Raw genomic sequence first — 20,043 nt, forward strand, 5'->3', positions numbered from 1 at the left:
AAACAGACCATGATTTATTCCCGGCCCAGCAGCTTTTTGGCCATGGTCCCCAATTTTGATTCCCGAAGGGCGAGAAAATCCAGATCGACCTTGTCCGCCAGCTCCGGCCGCTGCGCAAGAATCAATTCCGCCGCGATCTCGGCCCCGCCCACGGTCAGCTCCTTGCAGGTGGCGCCGTTCTTCTCCTTGCGCCGCTTGAGCAGCACCCGGCAGCAGGTGGCGGCAAACCGAGCCCGAAAACGGTCGTGCATCTCCTTGGCCACTTTTTCAAACTCCTTGGCCTTCATCCCCCCCGGTTGCCGCGGCCCGAGAAAAAGGCTGAGGGCCACCTCCGCCCCGGCCAGCGCGCCGCAGGTGCAGCCGGCGCCGCCCATGCCGTGGCAGAACCCAGAACCCAGACGAACGGCCATCTCGGGGCTGAGATCGCCGCGAAACCCCTGGTTGATGACGACAATCACCGTTTCGGAGCAGCAGTAGCCCCGGGCCGAAAAGATGTTGGCCGCACGTTGGCCGACCAGATCAACGACCCGTGCCGCATTTTCCTGATTTTTCATATGTTCTACCCATGACTAAAGATAAAAGGCGCGCAAAAGAACAAAATCCCCCAACAACAGGTGCTTCGACAGGCTCAGCACGAACGGAAAGAGTCAAGAACTCAAGACAACTCCCGTTCGTCCCGAGCCTGTCGAAGGGCTCTTTCTTACGCATCCACAAAAGATCCCAGATCCAAACCATTCCACCCTTTCCACAACCACCCCCATATACCACAAAAGGGTGACCGGATCATCCACAATCCCGGTCACCCTTTTGCCTCGCACCTTCTGCTTTTACCTTTTCCTATCCCCTGCCGAAGGTAAGCCCTGCCTCGTCCCGGTCCACCACGATGGTATCCCCCTCGACAAAGGTGCCATCGAGAATCTTCATGGCCAAGCCGTCTTGGACATAACGCTGGATCGCGCGCTTGAGCGGCCGAGCGCCAAAACTCGGGTCGTAGCCCACCTCGATCAGGTACTCCTTGGCCGGTTCGGTCAGGCTGATGCTGTACTTTTGCTCGGCCAGCCGTTTGGTGAGCAACCCCACCTGGATATCGATGATCCGGGCAAGATGTTCCTTGCCAAGGGAGTGGAAGATGATGATCTCGTCGATCCGGTTCAAGAACTCGGGCCGGAACTGGGCATGGAGGATGGCATCGATCTGGGTCTGCATCTCCGCCCGCCTCCCCTCGCCCATCTCCATGATCATCTGGCTGCCCAGGTTCGAGGTCATGATCAGGATGGTGTTCTTGAAATCCACGGTCCTGCCCTTGCCGTCGGTCATCCGCCCGTCATCCAGGATCTGGAGCAAGACGTTGAACACATCCGGATGCGCCTTTTCGATCTCGTCAAAAAGGATGACCGAATAGGGCCGCCGCCGCACCGCCTCGGTGAGATAGCCGCCCTCCTCGTAGCCCACGTAGCCAGGAGGCGCGCCGATCAGACGGGCGACCGAATGTTTTTCCATGAATTCGGACATGTCCAAACGGATCATGGCCTTTTCGGTGTCAAAGAGGAAATGGGCCAGGCTCCGGGCCAGCTCGGTCTTGCCCACCCCGGTGGGGCCTAAAAAGATAAAGGAGCCCAGGGGCCGGTTGGGGTCCTGCAGCCCGGCCCGCGCCCTGCGCACCGCGTTGGCCACGGCGGTGATCGCCTCTTTCTGGCCCACCACCCTTTTGGCCAGCTCAACATCGGCATGGACCAGCTTGTCCTTTTCCCCTTGCAGCAGACGGTCCACCGGGATGCCGGTCCACTTGGCCACCACCTGGGCGACATCCTCCTCGTCCACCTCTTCCTTGAGCATCTTCCGATCCTTCTGGATCTCGGCCAGATGGGTGTTTTCGGCGGCCAACTGCTTTTCCAGCTCCACGATCCTGCCGTAACGGATCTCGGCCACCTTGCTCAGATCGCCCTGGCGCTCGGCCTGCTGCTCGGCAACCCGCGCCTCGTCGATATCGCTCTTGATCTTCCTGATCTTCTGGATAATGTCCCGCTCCAGGGTCCAGTGGCCCTTCATACTGGTCAGGGTCTCGTTGAGCTCGGCCAGCTCCGCCTCGATCTTGTCCAGCCGTTCCCGGGAGGCAACATCGCTTTCCTTCTTCAAGGCCTCCCGCTCGATCTCCAACATGATCCGCTTGCGATCCACCTCGTCGATCTCGGTGGGCATGGAATCGATCTCGATCCGCAAGCGGGAGGCCGCCTCGTCGATGAGGTCGATGGCCTTGTCCGGCAGGAAGCGGTCGGTGATGTAGCGGTTGGACAGGGTCGCCGCCGCGACCGTGGCGGAATCCTTGATCCGCACCCCGTGATGGACCTCGTATTTTTCCTTGATCCCGCGCAGGATGGCGATGGTGTCGTCCAGCGACGGCTCCTGCACCAGGACCTGCTGGAAGCGGCGCTCAAAGGCGGCATCCTTTTCGATGTATTTGCGGTACTCCTTCAAGGTGGTGGCGCCGACGCAGTGCAGCTCGCCCCGGGCCAGGGCGGGCTTGAGCATGTTGGAGGCGTCCATGGCCCCTTCCGCTGCCCCGGCTCCGACCAGGGTGTGGATTTCGTCGATGAAAAGGATGACCTCCCCTTCCCGTTTCTGCACCTCTTTCAAGACCGCCTTGAGCCGGTCCTCGAACTCGCCGCGGTACTTGGCCCCGGCCACCAAGGCGCCGAGGTCGAGGGACAACACCTGCTTGTTGCGCAGGGTTTCCGGCACGTCGCCATTGACGATCCTCTGGGCCAGCCCCTCGACGATGGCGGTCTTGCCCACTCCGGGCTCGCCGATCAGGACCGGGTTGTTCTTGGTCCGCCGGGAAAGGACCTGGACCACCCGCCGCACCTCGTCATCGCGGCCGATGACCGGGTCGAGCTTGCCCTGCCGGGCCACATCGGTGAGGTTGCGGGCATATTTTTCCAGAGCCTGGTACTTCTCCTCGGGGTTCGGGTCGGTGACCCGCTGATTGCCGCGGATGGCGACCAGCGCCTGCAAAAATGCCTCCCGGGTTATGCCTTTTCGTTTAAAGGCCTGGGCGGCGGGGGAATCCTTGTCGTCGAGCACCGCCAAAATGAGATGCTCCAGACTGACGTACTCATCCTGCATCTCGCCTGCCACCTTGAAGGCCCGGTCCAGCAAGGCCTGGAACCGTTTCCCGGCATAGGCTTGGGTGTAGCCGCCGCCGCTGACCTGGGGCAGCTTGCACAAAAGATCGTCCATCTCCTGGCGGAGCAGAGCCGGACTCACGCCCATCTTCTGGAGGATGGGCACCACCACCCCATCGGGCTGATCGAGCAGCACCCGCATGAGATGCTCGGGCTGGATCTCCTGATGCCCTTTGCCCTGGGCCAGTTGCTGGGCAGCCTGCACCGCTTCCTGTGATTTCACCGTGAATTTATCAAACTGCATAGCCGTTGCTCCTTAAACAAAAGAAGATGATCAGCCAGGCACCCCCCCGGCCGTGTTCTGCAACTACCGTAAGCTCGCCCTCAGCCGCTGTCAAGGGGAGTTACGTCAAACTTTTGACAGGCTTATAAGTGATATTGAATTGGTATGTTCATTTCTTTGCTTGCCCAAAGAAAAGGCCCCCTATGTCTCTTGTCCCGCCTATGGCGGGATACCCGGAGTTTATGCCCCGCATGGGGTACTCCTCGATGCTGCCGGGGCTTTGCAAACTCGCGGAGTTTATGCCCGCAAGGGTACCTCAAACAGTGCAAATCCCTTTTCGGCAGCCTCTCCGGTGCTCGGCTGCGTGCCAATGGGAAATCCCCCATTTGTCCTGCCGAGCCTCACAGACGGGGGCGGAAAAAGACGCAGAAACTGTCTGAGGGCGAAGCCCGAGTTTTTCTGCGTCCCGCCCTCGTCGAGAAGTGAGGGAAGCCCGCAGGGCCAGGACTGGCTGGGGTGCCCTTTTCTTGTTTCTTCTTTTGGGCACGCAAAAGAAGAAAGAGAGAACAGCAGAGAGATCATCGCTTTTATTCCCGGACAAACCTTTTCCCCTTCCCCCCCACATACCCTTTGCCTTATCCAACCCCTCGGGGATATATAGAACTTGTCCCGTTTTTGAACTCTATCTTCAGGATAGCACATGCCCGATCTCGCCGTACCCATTTTCATCATCACCTATCTCGGCGTCGCCCTTGGCCGCATCCCCGGCCTGATGCTGGACCGCACCGGCATCGCCCTGCTGGGGGCAATCGCCATGATCGCCAGCGGCGCGGTGCCGCTCAGCGAGGCCATGGCGGCCATCGACCTGCCCACCATCATCCTGCTCTATGCCCTGATGGTGCTTTCCGCCCAGCTCCGGTTGGGCGGCTTCTACACCTGGGTCGCCGGCCGCACCACCACTCTGTTGGACCGCCCCCGGCTTTTCCTCCTCAGCAGCATGCTGGCGGCGGCCCTGCTTTCCGCCCTCTTGGCCAACGACATTGTCTGCCTAGCTTTCACCCCGGTCCTCTGCCTCGTCCTGCTGAAAAAAGGGTTCAACCCCCTGCCCTTTCTCCTCGGCCTGGCGGCGGCAAGCAATATCGGCTCGGCCGCCACCATCATCGGCAACCCGCAAAACATGCTGATCGGTCAGGTCGGCCGACTCCATTTCGGCAGGTTCCTCCTCTGGTGCGGACCGCCAACGCTTATCGCCCTGGCTGGCGCCTATCTCATTCTCTGCCGCATCTATAATGGGGACTTTACTGCGTCCGCATTCCCCCAGGCGGTCGAACTCACCCCCGATTGGCCCCCTTTCGATCGCCGGCAAACCAGCAAGGGGCTCATCGGCATCCTGGTTCTGCTCGGACTTTTCTTCACCCCCATCCCCCGCGAACTTTCCGCCATCACCGTGGCCGCAATCCTGCTGTGCAGCAGAAAAATCCACTCCAGGAGGATCCTGGAGCTGGTGGACTGGCAGCTGCTCACCCTGTTCTGCTCCCTGTTCATCGTGCTCCACCCCATCACCAGCCGCAATATTCCCTCCCTGCTCATGGAAGCCATGGCCCAGCAGGGCCTAACCCTCAGCAACCTCCTTGCCCTCACCACCCTCTCCACCATCCTGAGCAATCTGGTCAGCAATGTGCCCGCGGTCATGTTCCTGGTCCACTTTCTCGACCCGAACGTGCCGCAACAATGGTATGTCCTCGCCCTGTCCAGCACCTTTGCCGGCAATCTGGTCATCATCGGCAGCATCGCCAATCTCATCGTCATCGAGCAGGCCAGGAAATTCCGGATCGAGATCAGCTTTCAGGAACACGCCAGGACTGGTATCCCGATTACGCTTTTTTCTCTGCTCATTATGGCTTTACTGATATACTTGCACCGCTTCTTCATGCTCCTGTAGGGATAAAATCCATCCCGAATCCTCTCTGTCATGGAAACATCTCCTATGAAAAGCCTCTGGCTTTCCACTACTATCAGCGAAAAAAAACTTGAACTCTTCAACGACTGGCTGCTCCGATATGTCCTGACCTACGACAACCTTGTCCAAGCATTGATCATCACCTGCGCCCTACTGATCGCCTTTCTGTTCGGCAACAGAATCAAACGAAGATTTTCAACTCCCGAACTACCCCAAAAACGTTTCGGCCAACTCCTCGTTGCCGTGCTGCCCTTGGCCACGCCTCTGCTCTGGCTTTTCCTGCAAATCATCTCGCTGCTGGTCGCCATGGAAGCCGAATGGCCGCACGATCTGCTCACCATTGTCGTCAATCTGCTCGCCGTCTGGATTGTGATCAAAACCGCCTCTCTGTTTTTCAACAACACCGCCTGGATCAGGCTGATTACGGTTATCGCCTGGACCCTTGCCGCCCTCAACATCCTGGACCTGCTGGGACCTGCCGTCAGGCTGCTCGACCGTCTTTCCCTTAAGTTTGGCAAGCTGCAGATTTCCCTCCTCACCGTACTCACAGGTTTCCTGACCGTGGTACTGCTGCTGTGGGGAGCCCGGCTCCTCTCCCATCTTCTCGAAAAGCGCATCCGGGGGAATGCGTCGCTCTCTCCCTCCATCCAGGTCCTTTTCGTAAAGCTCTCAAAGATTACCCTCATCACCGTTGCCATCCTGGTGGGGTTGCGGAGCGTCGGCCTCGACCTCACCGGCTTTACCATTTTCACCGGCGCGGTTGGCGTGGGCATCGGCTTCGGGTTGCAGAAAATCTTCTCCAACCTTATCAGCGGCATCATCCTCCTGCTGGACAAATCCATCAAGCCGGGCGATGTCATCACCGTGGGCGAAACCTACGGCTGGGTGAACTCCCTGGGTGCACGCTATACCTCGCTCATTGCCCCGGACGGCAAGGAATTCCTGATCCCCAATGAGGATCTGATCACCCAGCAGGTGGAAAACTGGTCCTTCAGCAACAGCACCGTGTGCGTGAAGATGCCGGTGGGCATTGCCTACAGCGCGGATGTGCGCAAGGCCATGGCCCTCTGCGAAGAGGCCGCCAGACAGACAGAGAGGATCATCCAGGAGCCGCCGCCCCAGTGCCTGCTTGTCGCCTTTGGCGAGAGTTCCGTTGATCTTGAACTGGGCGTCTGGATCAACGATCCGATCAACGGGGTCAAGAATGTCAAGAGTGCTGTTCTCTTAAATATCTGGGATGCATTTCATGAGCAGGGCATTGAGATCCCCTATCCGCAGCGGGATGTGCACATCAGAACCATGCCCCCCGGGACAGGGGGCATGGCGGGTGGACAAGAGGAGGGGCACCGGCAAGATCGTTAGTCCGGAGCGTGACGCAGAGGCGGGACAAACAGGAAACGATTTCAATAAACCGTTCGGCCTAAGCCCTGTCGAAGGCCTGCAGGCACAGGAAAACCGAGGCTCGACAGGGCTCAGCGCGAACGGGAACTGCTCTTACACCTCGAAAGACTGGTGCGGTTCCGGGATATCAACCTGCGGAAAGCCCAGCTCCGTGCGCAGGGACTCGGCAAAGATGGTGGCCACCTCCTCCTCGCCATGCACCACGAAGGTACGGGTCGGCTTCTTTTGCATGGCTCCGGCCCAGGCCAGCAGCCCATCCCGGTCGGCATGGCCGCTGAAGCCGGTGAGAGTTTCCACCCTGGCCCGCAGCGGAAATTCCTCGCCAAAGATCTTTACCGTTTCCTCCCCTTCCACAATCCTGCGGCCCAGGGTATTGGGGGCCTGCCAGCCGGTAACCAGGATGGTGTTCTTCTTGTCGCCGATGCGCTTGCGCAGGTGATGCAGAATGCGCCCCGCCTCCATCATGCCGCTGGCGCTGATGATGATCGCCGGCTCCCGCAAGAAATTCAGCTCCTTGGAATCCTGTACGCTCTGGGTGTAGCGCAGGGTGTCAAAGCCGAAGGGGTTGCTGTGGTTGTCCTTCAATAAAAATTCCCGGATCTCGCTGTCGTAGGTCTCGGGATGCAACCGGAAGATATCCGTCACCCGGGTGGCAAGCGGGCTGTCCACATAGATGGGGACATTGGGGATGTCGCGCTGCAAATAGAGCCGGTGCAGGGCATAGACCAGCTGCTGGGTCCGCCCCACGGCAAAGGCGGGGATCAAGAGGGTGCCGCCCCGCTGGTAGGTCTCGTTGACGATCCGCTCCAGCTCCTTTTCCGACTCCGGGTAGGGCGGATGCTGCCGGTTGCCGTAGGTGGACTCCATGATGAGAATATCCGCCCCCTCGCGCAATACGGCCGGGTCATTGATGATCGGGATCCCGCTCCTCCCGATATCCCCGCTGAACACCAGGCGGACATCGCGGTTCTTCTCCTGATCGTGGATATCGAGAATCACGTTGGCGCTGCCCATCATATGCCCGGCATCCACCAGGGTGAGGTGCACCCCGGGCAGGATCTCCCGCTTGCGATTATAGCTGATGCCGACAAACTGGTCCATGGCGGCCACGGCATCCTCCTTGGTGTAGAGGGGCTCGAACTCCTTCTGGTTCTTCTTTTTGCGCAGCTTGTTGGCAAACTCCACATCCTGTTCCTGGATATGCGCGGCATCCATGAGCATCACCGCGCAAAGATCGCGGGTGGCCGAGGTGCAGATGATATCGCCGGTGAACCCTTTTTTGACCAGACAGGGGATGTTGCCGGAGTGATCGATATGGGCATGGGAGAGGATCAGGCAATCAAGATCCTTGCCCGCGCAAAAACCGCTGCGGTTGAGCTCGAAAGCCTCCTTGCGCTTGCCCTGAAAGAGCCCGCAGTCAAGGAGGATGCGCTTGCCGTTTACTTCAAGGAGATGCTGTGATCCGGTAACGGTTTTCGCCGCGCCGTGGAAGGTAAGTTTCATGGGTCTGCTCCCTTGCTGGTAAAGATGAGTTTAGCTCAGCATACAAGGGGAGCTGAAAAAACAGAAGTAAAGATTTACCTTGAATAGCCTTTCCAACACAGAGGGTGCGATGAGGAAACCGACTTGATTCCCATTCCCGTTTATTGCCCTCCGTCGGAGGCAAAGAATATAATTCTTGAATTGCTCCATGGCGTCAGGTAGACAGATAACTTTTCGGCTATTTTACGCCGGGACTAAATTGCGTGGACAGCTGACACATCAGAACTTTTTTGAAATTATATGAATTCAACGAATAAGGAATTGGACATGGGCAGGGAAACAGACTCGGAACTGAATACTTTTATTGATGAATGGGAAGAAACGCCTGAAAAAAACAGAGAGGTGTTTACGCGTTTGCGGGAATACCTCGGCAAAAAAGAAGGTGTCACTCTCCAGTTCATAGCCCGGCCCGGAGTCACCTATTCTCTCCGGGCTGTTCATGCCGCCCAGAAAAAAAGATCTCTTTTCGTAATGGTTGACGTGATTGAGGACAACCCCAGATGGCTTTCCGTCTGCTTTTACGGGGAAATGATTACTGATCCGGAAGAAAAAGGCGACGTTGTTCCCGGAGGTCTGCTCGGTGAAGATGCTGTCTGTTTCGACATTGCAGAACGGGATGAAGAACGTATCCGCTATATCGAGGTCCGCCTCGATGAAGCCTGCCGAAACGCCACGAAGGAATAAGCAAGGATATAGTTCTTGGATTGCTCCATAGTGTCAGGTAGACAGATAACATCCCGATTATTTTTAGCCGGAATTATATAGCTTGCTCTATAACACCCCCATACGGGGTGGATAGGTGGCTATTTAAAAGAAAAAATGCTCAGCATACGCCCAAAAAGGTCCATAAAAGGGCCGAAAATCGAGCAGAAAAAAACAACTCGAGCTAGCTCGATAATATTATTGTTAGCCACCTTATCCCCTTCTTATAGCCATGCCCACCAAGACTGCCGGATGGCTGCTCCAATTCGACGAAGATTGGCGCCTTGATCTGATTCAAGACATAGTGGAAGGTGGCCTGAAGCGGTGCCAAAACAATGTGTTCTGCGATGAAAGCTGGCATATCTGATGCTCATTGAACAAGGCAAGCGCCTTCTCTCTGTGATGGGGTATGCGTACTCATTGATGCCGATGAATTTTCCTGACGATGAATCGTGGATTAACCGTTATGGCATCGTGTCTGAGCTTGGAATAGACCTGCTGACACCGGTTGCGACCTCGGCTGGCCGCTACCGTTTTATGCCTGGCCCAGAGTTCTCGCCAAGGCTTTATCGTGGGCAGAACAAGTTTTACCCAAGGTGCAGGCCTTCAATCTTCAGGGGGATGAGTGACGTTGATGCCCTTTACTGGGTAGCCAAGAGCATCGAACTTTCAGCGGTGATGGATCGTCACCCGGCAACAAGTGATTTGATGGCGTATCAGATTGAAGGGCTGGATTTTGCGCTGAGTATTGAGGCCATTGCGCAGCATTACCAGTATCCAACGCAACTACTGGATTTTTCCCGGTCGCGAGATGTGGCGATGTTCTTCGCAACCTGTGTATCCGATCAAGCGGGGGATGCCTTTTCGCCTCTCCAATCTGGTGTCGCAGTCCTCTACACGGTGAATTTGCGGGAACTGATTCTGCAGCGTGGAGGGCAAAGCAGTTTCTTACCGCTAGGGCTGGAGCCGCTGCCTCGACCTGAAGCGCAACGCGCACTCGCTTTGCGCTTGGGCCGGGGTGAGAACCTGAACGATATGCCATGGGTACAGCACCAGAAGCTTGAAATCACACCAACGCTTTCTCGACACTACTTTGAAATGTTCGATGGTGGGAAGAAGTTGTTCCCGGATAACCCTTTCGACGGTCACATTGCGGCGTTACGCACCAACCGCACCTTGCCCCTGCAAGCCCTTGAGTTTGGCATTGAACAAGGACTGCTGCCAGCGCACCCGGAGGGCGTTACTGGCGCGCGTAATGCGCTGAAGGCCGCCGGTTATACCGTTGAATACCGTGCTATCGATATTGACGAAAGCGTGATGCAGGCTGCTGCGGACGAGTGGGCAGTGCGAAAGTTGGATTATTTCAGCCGTATTCGCATACGCGGGGTAGCTGACCATATGGTGATTGAGTGATCTCGGTTTCCTTCGGCATTGAAGCGTATCGAGAAAGCATTATGAACTTTCAGCAAGAATGGCTAACCCATCATTCCACCGGACCTGCGCGAAAAATCGCGCAAGCCGGTGAATTCAGACGTTAAACAATGACCTTGTATGAAGGAAAAACAAGAATGACCCTGGAAGCCCTCTGGACCCAACTGGCAGAAATCGAAGCCAAGTCCGGCATGCACTGCGGCCGTCCCGGCAAGTGCAACGCCGACTGCTGCCATCCCTCCATCATGGGCGGCGTGCCGGGCGTGACCCCGCCGGAGGCAGAATTGATCAATGGTTTTTTGGCACAGCAGAAGGGATTCCGCTTCTATGAGGCGGGCGAAGATGGTTGCAAGTTCCTGGGCAAGGACGGGCTCTGCCGGATCTATCCGGTCCGGCCCATCGACTGCCGGGTCCATTTCTGCAAAGAAAACTCGCTGGAAAGCCAGCCCAACCCCGAGATCGTTACCCTGGTGGCGGAATACCATGCCCGCCACGAAGCGGCGTTTATGGAAACGGAGCTGATCGATGCCTGCCGTTTTTTAGGGGAACCGTAAGGGCGCAAAATATGACATAATGGATTCGTGGCTGTCCCAATGCTCAATCACCCGCAAAACTTATTACCAGTAAACAGGAGGGGGCTATGAAACGATTGATTCCAGCGCTTGTTCTCTGTGTAACCGTGCTCTTTGTTTTTGCAGGATCAAGCTTGGCGGAAACATCCATGCCGGACTTAACCGGCAAGTGGACGTCCAAAAACTATGCGCACCACCACGAAAAAACCGGTTTTTTCTCGAACAAGGAAGCCGACGGCAAATGGACCATCAAGGAGCAGCAGGGGCGATTCTTTTCCGGAGAACGCTCGTATACCAAGAAAGCTACGAAACCGGCAAAGTCCGTCACCGAAGGTTTTTCCGGGGTTATTTCCAGAGACGGCACCCGCCTCTACCTCGTTGACCATGATGAAGACATTCTTCTCGGCGAGATCTTGCCCGATGGCTCCATCGAACTCATCATGATCAATGACGGCGACAAAAATCAGCATTCAAAAATCGGCCTGCTTGAACTGGAACGGGCCAAATAACACGTAAACTCGCGGGCGAAATGATTATTTGCCTTGGGTTTAATGGGGGGACAGCCACGCACCTATTCAACCTTTCTTTTTGCACCGTAAAACCCCAATAAAAAAGGCCATGCCCGATTGGCGCGGATTGTTCCTCCGCGCCAGCCAGCCATGGCCTGATTGCTTCTCTTGTCTCGGGGTGGTGCAGCTCAGCAACCGTTATGCAAGGCGCAGAACTCCTTGATCAGCAGTTTGCGGGCGACCAGTTCCAACTTAAAATAGAAAGGGCTTTGCATGAGGATATGGATGGCTTTTTGTTGCGTCATGGCCTCCTCCCTTACAATGACCAGATTCTAACCCGGAACGGTTACGCCGCCTCGACACACACCCGGCAACGCCCGGCTTTTTTTGCCTGGTAGAGCACTTCATCGGCCCGCTGCAGCCACTCGTCCTTGCTCATCTCCGGACTCCACTGCACCAAACCGATACTCACACCCAGACGGCTGCCGTCGCCGGCATTGAGTTCCAACCCATCCACCGCACTGCACAACCGCTCGGCCAGCAGCCGGGCCGGCTCCAAGGCGGTATCGGGCAGGACGAGAACAAACTCGTCGCCGCCCATGCGCACCAGGAGATCGCTGTTGCGCACCATGGAGGTCAGGGTCTTGGCCACCATCTGCAAGGCGTTATCCCCGGCGGCATGCCCCAGGGTATCATTGATCTGCTTGAAATGATCCAGATCCATGCTGGCCACGGTGATGGGCCGTCCGTGGCGACGGGCGGTTTCCAGCATGGCGCCGATGCGCTCCTCAAAAACCCGCCGGTTGTCAAGGCCGGTGAGCATGTCGCGCCGGGCCTGGGCAAAGAGATCTTCATACATAAGGGCGCGCTGCATGGGCTCCCCCAGAACCTCCAAGGCATCGTGCAGGATCTGGGCCTCTTCCGCTTCAATGCAGGGGCTCCGGCGCAGCAGCATCAGGCAACCCTGGTTTGCCCCAGCCGGGTCAACGCCGAAGGACATCTGCCATTGCTGCACGAAAAACGACCCCCACTCGCAGCAGGTGCCATCCAACTGACAATCGATCTTCTCAAACACCTCTTCCGCGGTCTCCATGGCCAGACGCCGTTCCGGCCCATGACAGGAGCAGATAATATGCACCCGGCTTCGGTCGAGGCTGCGGTAAGCAATGAGATCATGGTCAACCAGGGGCATCAACCAGACGGAAAAAGCCTCGATCATGCCCTGCAGGTCGGTGGCCCCGGCCAGTCTGGCATGCAGCTCGTTGACCTGTTTCAACCATTCGGATTGACGGCGGTAACGATCCAGCTCCACCATCAAATGGTCCAGATTAATCGGCTCTATAATTTCCCGGTCAGCAAGAGAGAGTGCGGCGTTCATTGCAACGGCTCCTTTCATTGAAAAGATTCTTTGCCCTGTACCTATGCCATTTTCATGCCAGAACGCCGAAAGGACCGTGCACAAACCCTTGCCCCGCAAGGAGGTGCAGCGACGTATGCGCTACATCTATCTAAAATTATTTAATAAAATAAAAATATTCCCAAGAAAGCCATCCGATCTTTCCACAATGCCACGCGACTTGTGGAAGGAAAAAATTTCCCCTCCATCCTGTCAGTCCACTGACACCCGGACGACCTTGCCGCCATCCGGGCGACACCTCTTTCTGTTTCCCGGCAATCGTTTCCTTGCATCTGGAAACGGAGGGGATATTATGGAAAACAATCAGCCAGTTCATGCCAGGGAGTGGACCACCGCCATGCCGACCCCGAACAACCGCCGCATCATCCATCTCGACATGGATGCCTTTTATGCCTCCGTCGAGATCTTAGACAATCCGGCCCTCCGGGGACTTCCCGTGGTGGTGGGCGGCAACTCCAACCGCGGCGTGGTCTGCGCCGCCTCCTACGAAGCGCGGAAGTTCGGGGTCCATTCGGCCCTGCCCATCCACACCGCCAGAAAGCTCTGTCCGCAGGGGGTCTTTCTCCCGGTGCGCATGGCCCGCTACCAAGAGATTTCCCGGAGGATCATGGAGATCTTCCTCCGCTATACCCCTTTGGTGGAGCCACTCTCCCTGGACGAAGCGTTTCTGGATGTCACCGGCAGCCTGAGGCTGATGGGCACGGCCGAGGATATTGCCATACAGATCCGGGGTTTGGTCCGGGAAACCACCGGCCTCACCGTCTCGGCCGGGGTTGGCGGTTCGAAGCTGGTGGCCAAGATCGCCTCCGATCTGAACAAACCCGACGGCCTGACCATTGTCCCCCCGGGCCGGGAAGAGGAATTTCTCGCCCCCCTGCCCATCGGCCGCTTATGGGGGGTGGGGCGCACCACCAGGGAGGCGCTGGCCCTGATCGGGGTGAAGACCATCGGCGATCTGCGCCGGATCTCCCCAACGATCCTTACGGCCAAGTTCGGCAAGGGTGGAATGCTGATGTACAACTCCGCCCGGGGCATCGATCTGCGCCCGGTGGAACCGAGCCAGGAAGCCAAGTCCATCGGCCACGAAGAGACCTTCAGCGAGGATCTGCGCGACACCAAAAGGATCGACCAGGAATTGCTGGCCCTCTGCTGCAAGGTCGGCAAGCGGGTCCGGGACAAAGGCTTGACCGGCAGAACCATCACCATCAAAGTAAAATACCGGGATTTCGTGCAGGTGACCCGTTCGCTCACCCTGGCCGAACCGGTGGGGGGGGATGACAAATCGCTCTATCAGACGGGACGGCTGCTGCTTGCCAAAACCGAGATCGGCTTGCGGCCCATCCGACTGCTGGGGATCTCCCTGGCCAATCTTGCCCCTGCCGGGGCTTGCGGCCAGTTGACGCTGTTCGGAGAAAACCGGCCCAGGGAAAAAGAGTGCCGCCTCTATCAGGCGATTGATACCATCAGCGACCGCTATGGAAATGGCAGCATTGTGCCGGCTACCTTGGTGGAAAAGAGAGAGGAAGGATAAGAGAGCAGAGGCGCTTTGCCCCTCAATATTTCAAGCCCACCCGGTCGCGCACCAGATCCAGGGTGACCACCGCCTTTTCCCTGGCCTTGACCGCGCCGCGCTGGAGGATCTCCCGCACTTGGCCGGGGTCGGCCAGCAGCTGCGCCCGTTTTTCCCGGGGCTCACGAAAATACTCCCAGAGCAGATCGAGCAACTCCAGCTTGATCTTGCCGTACATGGCCCCGCCGTTCACATAGAGGCCATGCACCTCGGTCAACCGATCCTTGGGAGCGAACAGCTTGAAGAGGCTGTAGAGGTTGCAGTTGTCCGGATCCTTGACCGCCTCCACCGGGGTGGCGTCGGTGACGATAGCCATGACCTTTTTCTTCAGCTCCTTCTCGCTGGCGAAGATGGGGATGGTGTTGCCGTAGGATTTGGACATCTTCTGCCCGTCCAGTCCGGGGATGGTGGCCAGCGAGTCGTCAATGACCGGCTCGGGCACGACGAAGGTCTCGCCGAAGGTGTTGTTGAACTTGATGGCGATATCGCGAGCCACCTCCAGATGCTGCTTCTGGTCCTTGCCCACCGGCACCCGCTCGGCCTGAAAGAGCAGGATATCGGCGGCCATCAACACCGGATAGGCAAAGAGGCCGTGACTGGGAACAATGCCCTTGGCAACCTTGTCTTTATACGAGTGGCAGCGCTCCAGCAGCCCCATGGGGGTGAGGGTGGAAAGCACCCAGGCCAATTCGGTAACCTCGGGCACGTCGGACTGCACCCAGAAGGTGCAGCGTTCCGGATCAAGGCCCAGGGCGAGAAAATCGGTGGCCGCTTCAAGGGTGCCGCGGGACAAGCGCTCCCGGTCCTGCACCGAGGTGAGGGCATGGAGATCGACGATAAAGGCATACAACTCGCTTGAATCCATATTGGCGATCATGGAGCGCATCATACCGAAGTAGTTGCCGATATGAAGCTGGCCAGAGGGCTGGATCCCGGATAAAATTCTCATTAGGTTCTCTCTTGGTTACGGACAGACAAAAAAGGCAGCCAAACCGGACAAAATCCGACTGGTTATCGCTGCGCATCATGCATATATTCTGAAGAAGTGGATGTTAAAAAAAAAAGGCCGGGGGGGCAATCTTTTTCTGCCCCGCGCGCATCCCCTTCTTTTTTTTTTGCGATTGACAGCCGCACTGACCAACGTTACACCTTTGCATATCTTTACTGCAAATCGAGCCAATGGAGACCCCATGAAAATACAACCCTCTCTTCCGACCATGCTCGCCCTTGTCTTGCTTGCCGGCGGCTGCACCATGCCCGCCGTGCAGGGCTCGGCACCGCGCACGGACAAGACGGTCGTCAGCAAAAGTAGCTCCCCGGAAAAAACCGCCCCCAAGGTCCCGACTGAAACGAAGGGAAAACGGATCTCCCTGATCCCCAAGGAGAGTGCGGCGCCGACAGCCGTTATGACCCCGCCCGAGCCGGGGCAGGAAGTACAATCTCCGCCGCAGCCGCAGACCCAGGTTTTTACCGATTACAACACAGGACTCACCTTCACCTACCCACGCCCGTGGCATCTGGTCTCCACCCAGGGAGAGGGTTCTACCCTCGGCCGGGACGGACGCTCACAGCTGACCGTCCGTTTTGCCACCCTGACCACGGACAAGGACAAGAGTACGCAACGGGGATATTTTTATGTCCCCGGTGACAGCCTCACCGGGACAATCGGCAAATCCTTAAAATCCATCCTTGGGGTCGATGAGAGCGCAGCAGGCCCAGGAAAAACCCCCATTGACGTGCTGCTGACCCAAAAACATTTCCCCAACCTCATCATCGAAAAACGCTACCGGGGAAACAACGGCGGAGTGATTGTCCAGAAATGCCGGCACAAGGAGCTTCCCGGCACGATCCAGGTGTACCATATCTTTATCGGGGACAAGGTCGCTTCCTACAGCCTCTCCGAAATAAAAAACCGCCAACTCAAGCTCGAGATGCAGCAGATCGTCCTCTCCACCAAGAAGCCATGAGCATTGCGGGCGGCGGCATTGATTGCCCGCACCGCGCCCTCTGCGACCATTGCATACAAGCAAAAAAAATCCTCTTCCCGACAAGGAAAGAGGATTTTTTTATCGCGATATACTGCCGGGACTATGAGTTCAGGTACTGCTTGATCCCATCGGCAATGATCTTAAAAATCTCGGCAAACCGCTCCTCGTTGCGCTCAAGCAAGGTAATGCGGAACCCCTGCAACTCGGTGGCGAAGGAGGAAAGCGGCACCACGCAGACGCCGGTGGCTCCCAGCAGGTAATAGACAAAACGCTTGTCAAAGGCAACATTGGCCCCGCCCACCAGATTCTCCACATGGGTACGGACCTCCTTGTTACCGATGGAGAGGGTCTGCCGGCTGTTCAGTCTCCCTTCCTCGAACACCACGCTCATGTAAAAGGCGCCGTTGGTCCGGTTGACCAACACCCCGTCAATGTCCTTGAGGGCATCGTAGGCAATGTTGGAAAGCAACTCGTAACGGTTGATCCTCTCCTGCAGATAGGGCATATACTGCGGGTGGCTGAGAATGGCAGGAATCGCCCTTTGCGGCAGGGTGGTGGAGCACACCTCCACCATCTTGGCGTTCAAAATCGAGGTCACATACTTGGCGAACATGGAATCGCGGTCACCGTTGTAAACCTCAATCCAGCCACAGCGGGAGCCGGGCCAGGGCATTTCCTTGGAGATGCCCCGCATGCAGATGGCAGGCACATCGCCGATCACTTCGGCCAGGGGCAGGGTTTTCTGCCCGTTATAGATGATGGCCTGGTACACCTCGTCGCAGATCACGAACAGGTCGTATTTCCTGGCCAGCGCCACCATGCCCCGGAGAATTTCCTCGGGATAGACCGCGCCCGTCGGGTTATCCGGATTGATGATCAGGATGCCGGCCACGGCCGGGTTGTACTTGATCCGTTTTTCCAGATCATCGAGATCGGGATACCAGTAATTGTTGGGGTTCAACCAATAAGTTACCGGCCGGTCTCCGGCGTGAGCTGCCTCCGCCGAGGAATGGGTGGTGTAGCTGGGCGAGGGCACCACCACTCGGGCGGTGGGCCGCAGGAGACCGAAGACCTTGCTGATCGCGTCGCCCAAGCCGTTAAAAAAGATGATGTCATCAGGGCCGATCTGCGCCCCGCCGCGCTTGTTGGTCTTTTCGGCAAGGAATTCCCTGGTCGCCAGCATCCCCCGGGTCGGGCAATAGCCGTAGGTGGCATCCTCCATGACCAGGTCGGCAACGACCTGCTTCATCCACTGGGGGATCTTTTCCCCCTTGGCAATGGGGTCGCCGATATTCTCCCAGTAGACCTTGGTTCCCAGCTTCTGCAACTTCTCGCCAACAATGACGATGTTGCGGATCTCATAGGTCAGTTCCCCTGCGCCGACATGCAGGATATCAGTACGCATGCACGTAATCTCCCTTAAAAAATCGTGGTTCTATTTTTGTTGCGGCTGGGGGGATCTGCAAGCAAATCAGGTGGGGACCGTTTCCGGGTTGGCACCGCACCTCGCCCAGGCGCAAGGACAAAGGGTATTTATTAACACCAGCCCCTGTCAGAAGTCAATAAGTCCTTTATCTAGGGGGCAACATTGCCGATAGAGAGGGTAAGAGGTGGGCAGGGAAGCCCATGCAGCAACCCACGGAGACAGGAGGACTCGGAATGACAATCATTCGGTTTTCGATTCTCGGAGATGTGGTTCGCTTCGGCGCCAGAGAACGGCAGAAGCTCACGAGCAAGGGGTGCAATGAGCCTTACAAAGACCGGTACTGGTGCCCGAAAAAAAAATGGTTCAATACGGAGCCCTGCCCGTTCCGCTGCCTGCGGGAATGTGAAAACTACCAGGCCATGTGCGGGGCGATCTGAAAAAGGAGCTTTTCTCGCTTTACTGAGTTTCGCGCAACCACATGTTGTTCAAGGAGCGGTTCGGCAAAACATTCGCTGCCAGGCACAAAAAAAAACGGGCTGCCCACACCTCCGGCCAACCCGCGTTCTTCCTGTTTTTTGTCTGCAGCCTATTCGTTTCCGGTCCGCTCAGCAAGGGGGACAAAGGGCCGCCGTTTGGGGCCAACGTAAACCTGCCTGGGCCGACTGATCCGCCAGTCGGGATCATCCCACATCTCCTTCCAATGAGCGATCCAGCCCGGCAGACGACCGAGGGCGAACATCACCGTGAACATATTGGTGGGGATGCCGATGGCCCGGTAGATGATGCCGCTGTAAAAATCCACGTTGGGATAGAGGTTCCGGGCTATGAAATACTCGTCCTTCAGGGCCACCTCTTCCAACTCCTTGGCGATGTCGAGCAGCGGGTCGGAGATGTTCAAGGCCGTCAGCACGTCATCGCATGCCTTCTTGATAATCCGCGCCCGGGGATCGTGGGTTTTATAGACCCGATGTCCGAAACCGACCAAACGAAACGGGTCCGCCGGATCCTTGGCCTTGGCAATAAACTGTTTGTAGTTGCCGCCTTCCTCGTGGATCTGGGTGAGCATCTCCATCACCGCCTGGTTGGCCCCACCGTGCAGCGGACCCCATAGGGCGTTGATCCCGGCGGAGATCGAGGCGTAGAGGTTCACCCGGGCACTCCCTGCCACCCGCACCGTAGCGGTGGAGCAGTTCTGCTCATGATCGCCATGCAGGATCAACAGCTTGTTCAGGGCCTTGACCACCGTGTCGTTGATCTCATAGGGCTTTACCGGCGAATCGAACATCATATTGAGGAAGTTGGCGCAATAGCTCAGGTCATGGCGCGGATAGACCAGGGGCTGGCCCATGGATTTCTTGTAGGAGAAAGCCGCGATGGTCCGCACCTTGGAAAGCAGCCGGGCCGCCATCTTGTCGATGTTTTCCAGAGGATTATCCAGCATCTCCGGGTAAAAGCTGCACAGGGAGTTCACCATGGAGGAAAGAATGGCCATGGGCGGGCTGTTGGGCGGGTAACCGTCGAAAAAGCGGATCATGTCCTCATGGACCATGGCGTATTTGCCGAGCATCTGGCTGAACTTGCTCAGCTCCTCCCGGGTGGGCAGATTCCCGTGATCCAGAAGATAGGCAACCTCGACAAAGGTGCAATTCTCGGCAAGATCCTCGATGCCATAGCCGCGGTAGCTGAGAATCCCCTCCTCCCCGTCGAGAAAGGTGATGCTGCTGCAACAGGAACCGGTATTCATGAAGCCGCTGTCCAGGGTGATGTAGCCGGAGCTTGAACGCAACTCCCTGATATCAATGGCTTTTTCTCCCTCGCTGCCGACAATGACCGGCAGCTGGTAGACCTTACCATCAAGCTTCAACTCCGCTGTTTCTTGACCGTGAACCACATTTCCCATAATATATACCCTTCGCCGTAGCGCCGCTTTTACCTCAACAGCTCGCCTGCATTTTCGTTAAAGACCGCCTGCCTCCCTCAAGAAACAGTGCGTTGGACACCATGATCCCCTCCAAAACAAAAGGAGCAAAACCATAATGAAAGATTATCTTTAATCAGTTATTATACTTAAATACCTTTTTTTTTCAACAAGTAAGCGTCTGGGATCACCGCCCGCAAGG

At 57.1% G+C, this 20,043-nt stretch carries 16 protein-coding genes; 9 read left to right on the plus strand and 7 right to left on the minus strand.

Annotated features, from left to right (window positions below):
• Positions 1-14 precede the first annotated feature (14 nt).
• Positions 15-554, minus strand: a complete 540-nt coding sequence (locus OLX77_RS00955) for a C-GCAxxG-C-C family protein (protein ID WP_307631707.1) — start codon at positions 552-554, stop codon at positions 15-17.
• 283 nt (positions 555-837) lie between these two features.
• Entirely contained in the window at positions 838-3,426 is a 2,589-nt protein-coding gene (clpB, locus tag OLX77_RS00960) for an ATP-dependent chaperone ClpB (protein ID WP_307631708.1), read from the minus strand.
• Between the two features lie 679 nt (positions 3,427-4,105).
• On the opposite strand from clpB, the gene OLX77_RS00965 reads away from it, so the two are divergent.
• Both OLX77_RS00965 and OLX77_RS00970 read left to right on the plus strand, forming a co-directional pair.
• Positions 4,106-5,347, plus strand: a complete 1,242-nt coding sequence (locus OLX77_RS00965) for an SLC13 family permease (RefSeq protein WP_307631709.1) — start codon at positions 4,106-4,108, stop codon at positions 5,345-5,347.
• A gap of 45 nt (positions 5,348-5,392) precedes the next feature.
• Positions 5,393-6,727, plus strand: a complete 1,335-nt coding sequence (locus OLX77_RS00970) for a mechanosensitive ion channel family protein (RefSeq protein WP_307631710.1) — start codon at positions 5,393-5,395, stop codon at positions 6,725-6,727.
• 132 nt (positions 6,728-6,859) lie between these two features.
• Here the strand turns inward: OLX77_RS00970 and OLX77_RS00975 are convergent, their stop codons facing one another.
• Positions 6,860-8,269, minus strand: coding sequence for an MBL fold metallo-hydrolase RNA specificity domain-containing protein (locus tag OLX77_RS00975; protein WP_307631711.1), 1,410 nt, complete (start codon positions 8,267-8,269; stop codon positions 6,860-6,862).
• Positions 8,270-8,548: 279 nt separating this feature from the next.
• Between OLX77_RS00975 and OLX77_RS00980 the strand changes: the two genes are divergently transcribed.
• The 4 genes from OLX77_RS00980 to OLX77_RS00995 all read left to right on the plus strand — a co-directional run bounded on the left by OLX77_RS00980 (position 8,549) and on the right by OLX77_RS00995 (position 11,522).
• Entirely contained in the window at positions 8,549-8,992 is a 444-nt protein-coding gene (locus OLX77_RS00980; RefSeq protein WP_307631712.1) for a hypothetical protein, read from the plus strand.
• Positions 8,993-9,376: 384 nt separating this feature from the next.
• Positions 9,377-10,423, plus strand: a complete 1,047-nt coding sequence (locus tag OLX77_RS00985; RefSeq protein ID WP_307631713.1) for an FRG domain-containing protein — start codon at positions 9,377-9,379, stop codon at positions 10,421-10,423.
• A gap of 155 nt (positions 10,424-10,578) precedes the next feature.
• Positions 10,579-10,995, plus strand: a complete 417-nt coding sequence (locus OLX77_RS00990) for a YkgJ family cysteine cluster protein (RefSeq protein WP_307631714.1) — start codon at positions 10,579-10,581, stop codon at positions 10,993-10,995.
• A gap of 86 nt (positions 10,996-11,081) precedes the next feature.
• The gene (locus OLX77_RS00995; protein WP_307631715.1) at positions 11,082-11,522 is read left to right on the plus strand and encodes a hypothetical protein; all 441 of its coding nucleotides are present in this window, start codon (positions 11,082-11,084) and stop codon (positions 11,520-11,522) included.
• A 346-nt stretch (positions 11,523-11,868) separates the two neighbouring features.
• Here OLX77_RS00995 and OLX77_RS01000 read toward each other — a convergent pair whose 3' ends face one another.
• Positions 11,869-12,900 carry a GGDEF domain-containing protein gene (locus OLX77_RS01000; RefSeq protein ID WP_307631716.1) on the minus strand — a complete coding sequence of 344 codons (1,032 nt, stop codon included), beginning with the start codon at positions 12,898-12,900 and terminating at the stop codon, positions 11,869-11,871.
• Positions 12,901-13,231: 331 nt separating this feature from the next.
• Between OLX77_RS01000 and dinB the strand changes: the two genes are divergently transcribed.
• The gene (gene dinB, locus OLX77_RS01005; RefSeq protein WP_307631717.1) at positions 13,232-14,470 is read left to right on the plus strand and encodes a DNA polymerase IV; all 1,239 of its coding nucleotides are present in this window, start codon (positions 13,232-13,234) and stop codon (positions 14,468-14,470) included.
• A gap of 22 nt (positions 14,471-14,492) precedes the next feature.
• Here the strand turns inward: dinB and trpS are convergent, their stop codons facing one another.
• The gene (gene trpS / locus OLX77_RS01010; RefSeq protein ID WP_307631718.1) at positions 14,493-15,458 is read right to left on the minus strand and encodes a tryptophan--tRNA ligase; all 966 of its coding nucleotides are present in this window, start codon (positions 15,456-15,458) and stop codon (positions 14,493-14,495) included.
• A gap of 241 nt (positions 15,459-15,699) precedes the next feature.
• On the opposite strand from trpS, the gene OLX77_RS01015 reads away from it, so the two are divergent.
• Positions 15,700-16,476 (plus strand): hypothetical protein, encoded by a 777-nt coding sequence (locus OLX77_RS01015; RefSeq protein ID WP_307631719.1) that lies wholly within the window; start codon positions 15,700-15,702, stop codon positions 16,474-16,476.
• A gap of 121 nt (positions 16,477-16,597) precedes the next feature.
• Here OLX77_RS01015 and OLX77_RS01020 read toward each other — a convergent pair whose 3' ends face one another.
• On the minus strand, positions 16,598-17,902 hold the full coding sequence (locus tag OLX77_RS01020) for a pyridoxal phosphate-dependent aminotransferase (RefSeq protein ID WP_307631720.1): 1,305 nt from the start codon (positions 17,900-17,902) through the stop codon (positions 16,598-16,600).
• Positions 17,903-18,156: 254 nt separating this feature from the next.
• On the opposite strand from OLX77_RS01020, the gene OLX77_RS01025 reads away from it, so the two are divergent.
• Entirely contained in the window at positions 18,157-18,360 is a 204-nt protein-coding gene (locus OLX77_RS01025; protein ID WP_307631721.1) for a hypothetical protein, read from the plus strand.
• A 149-nt stretch (positions 18,361-18,509) separates the two neighbouring features.
• Here the strand turns inward: OLX77_RS01025 and OLX77_RS01030 are convergent, their stop codons facing one another.
• On the minus strand, positions 18,510-19,823 hold the full coding sequence (locus tag OLX77_RS01030) for a citrate synthase (protein ID WP_307631722.1): 1,314 nt from the start codon (positions 19,821-19,823) through the stop codon (positions 18,510-18,512).
• Between the last annotated feature and the right edge of the window lie 220 nt (positions 19,824-20,043).

Origin of the sequence: Thiovibrio frasassiensis (assembly GCF_029607905.1) — a bacterium.
Taxonomy (GTDB): domain Bacteria; phylum Desulfobacterota; class Desulfobulbia; order Desulfobulbales; family Desulfurivibrionaceae; genus Thiovibrio; species Thiovibrio frasassiensis.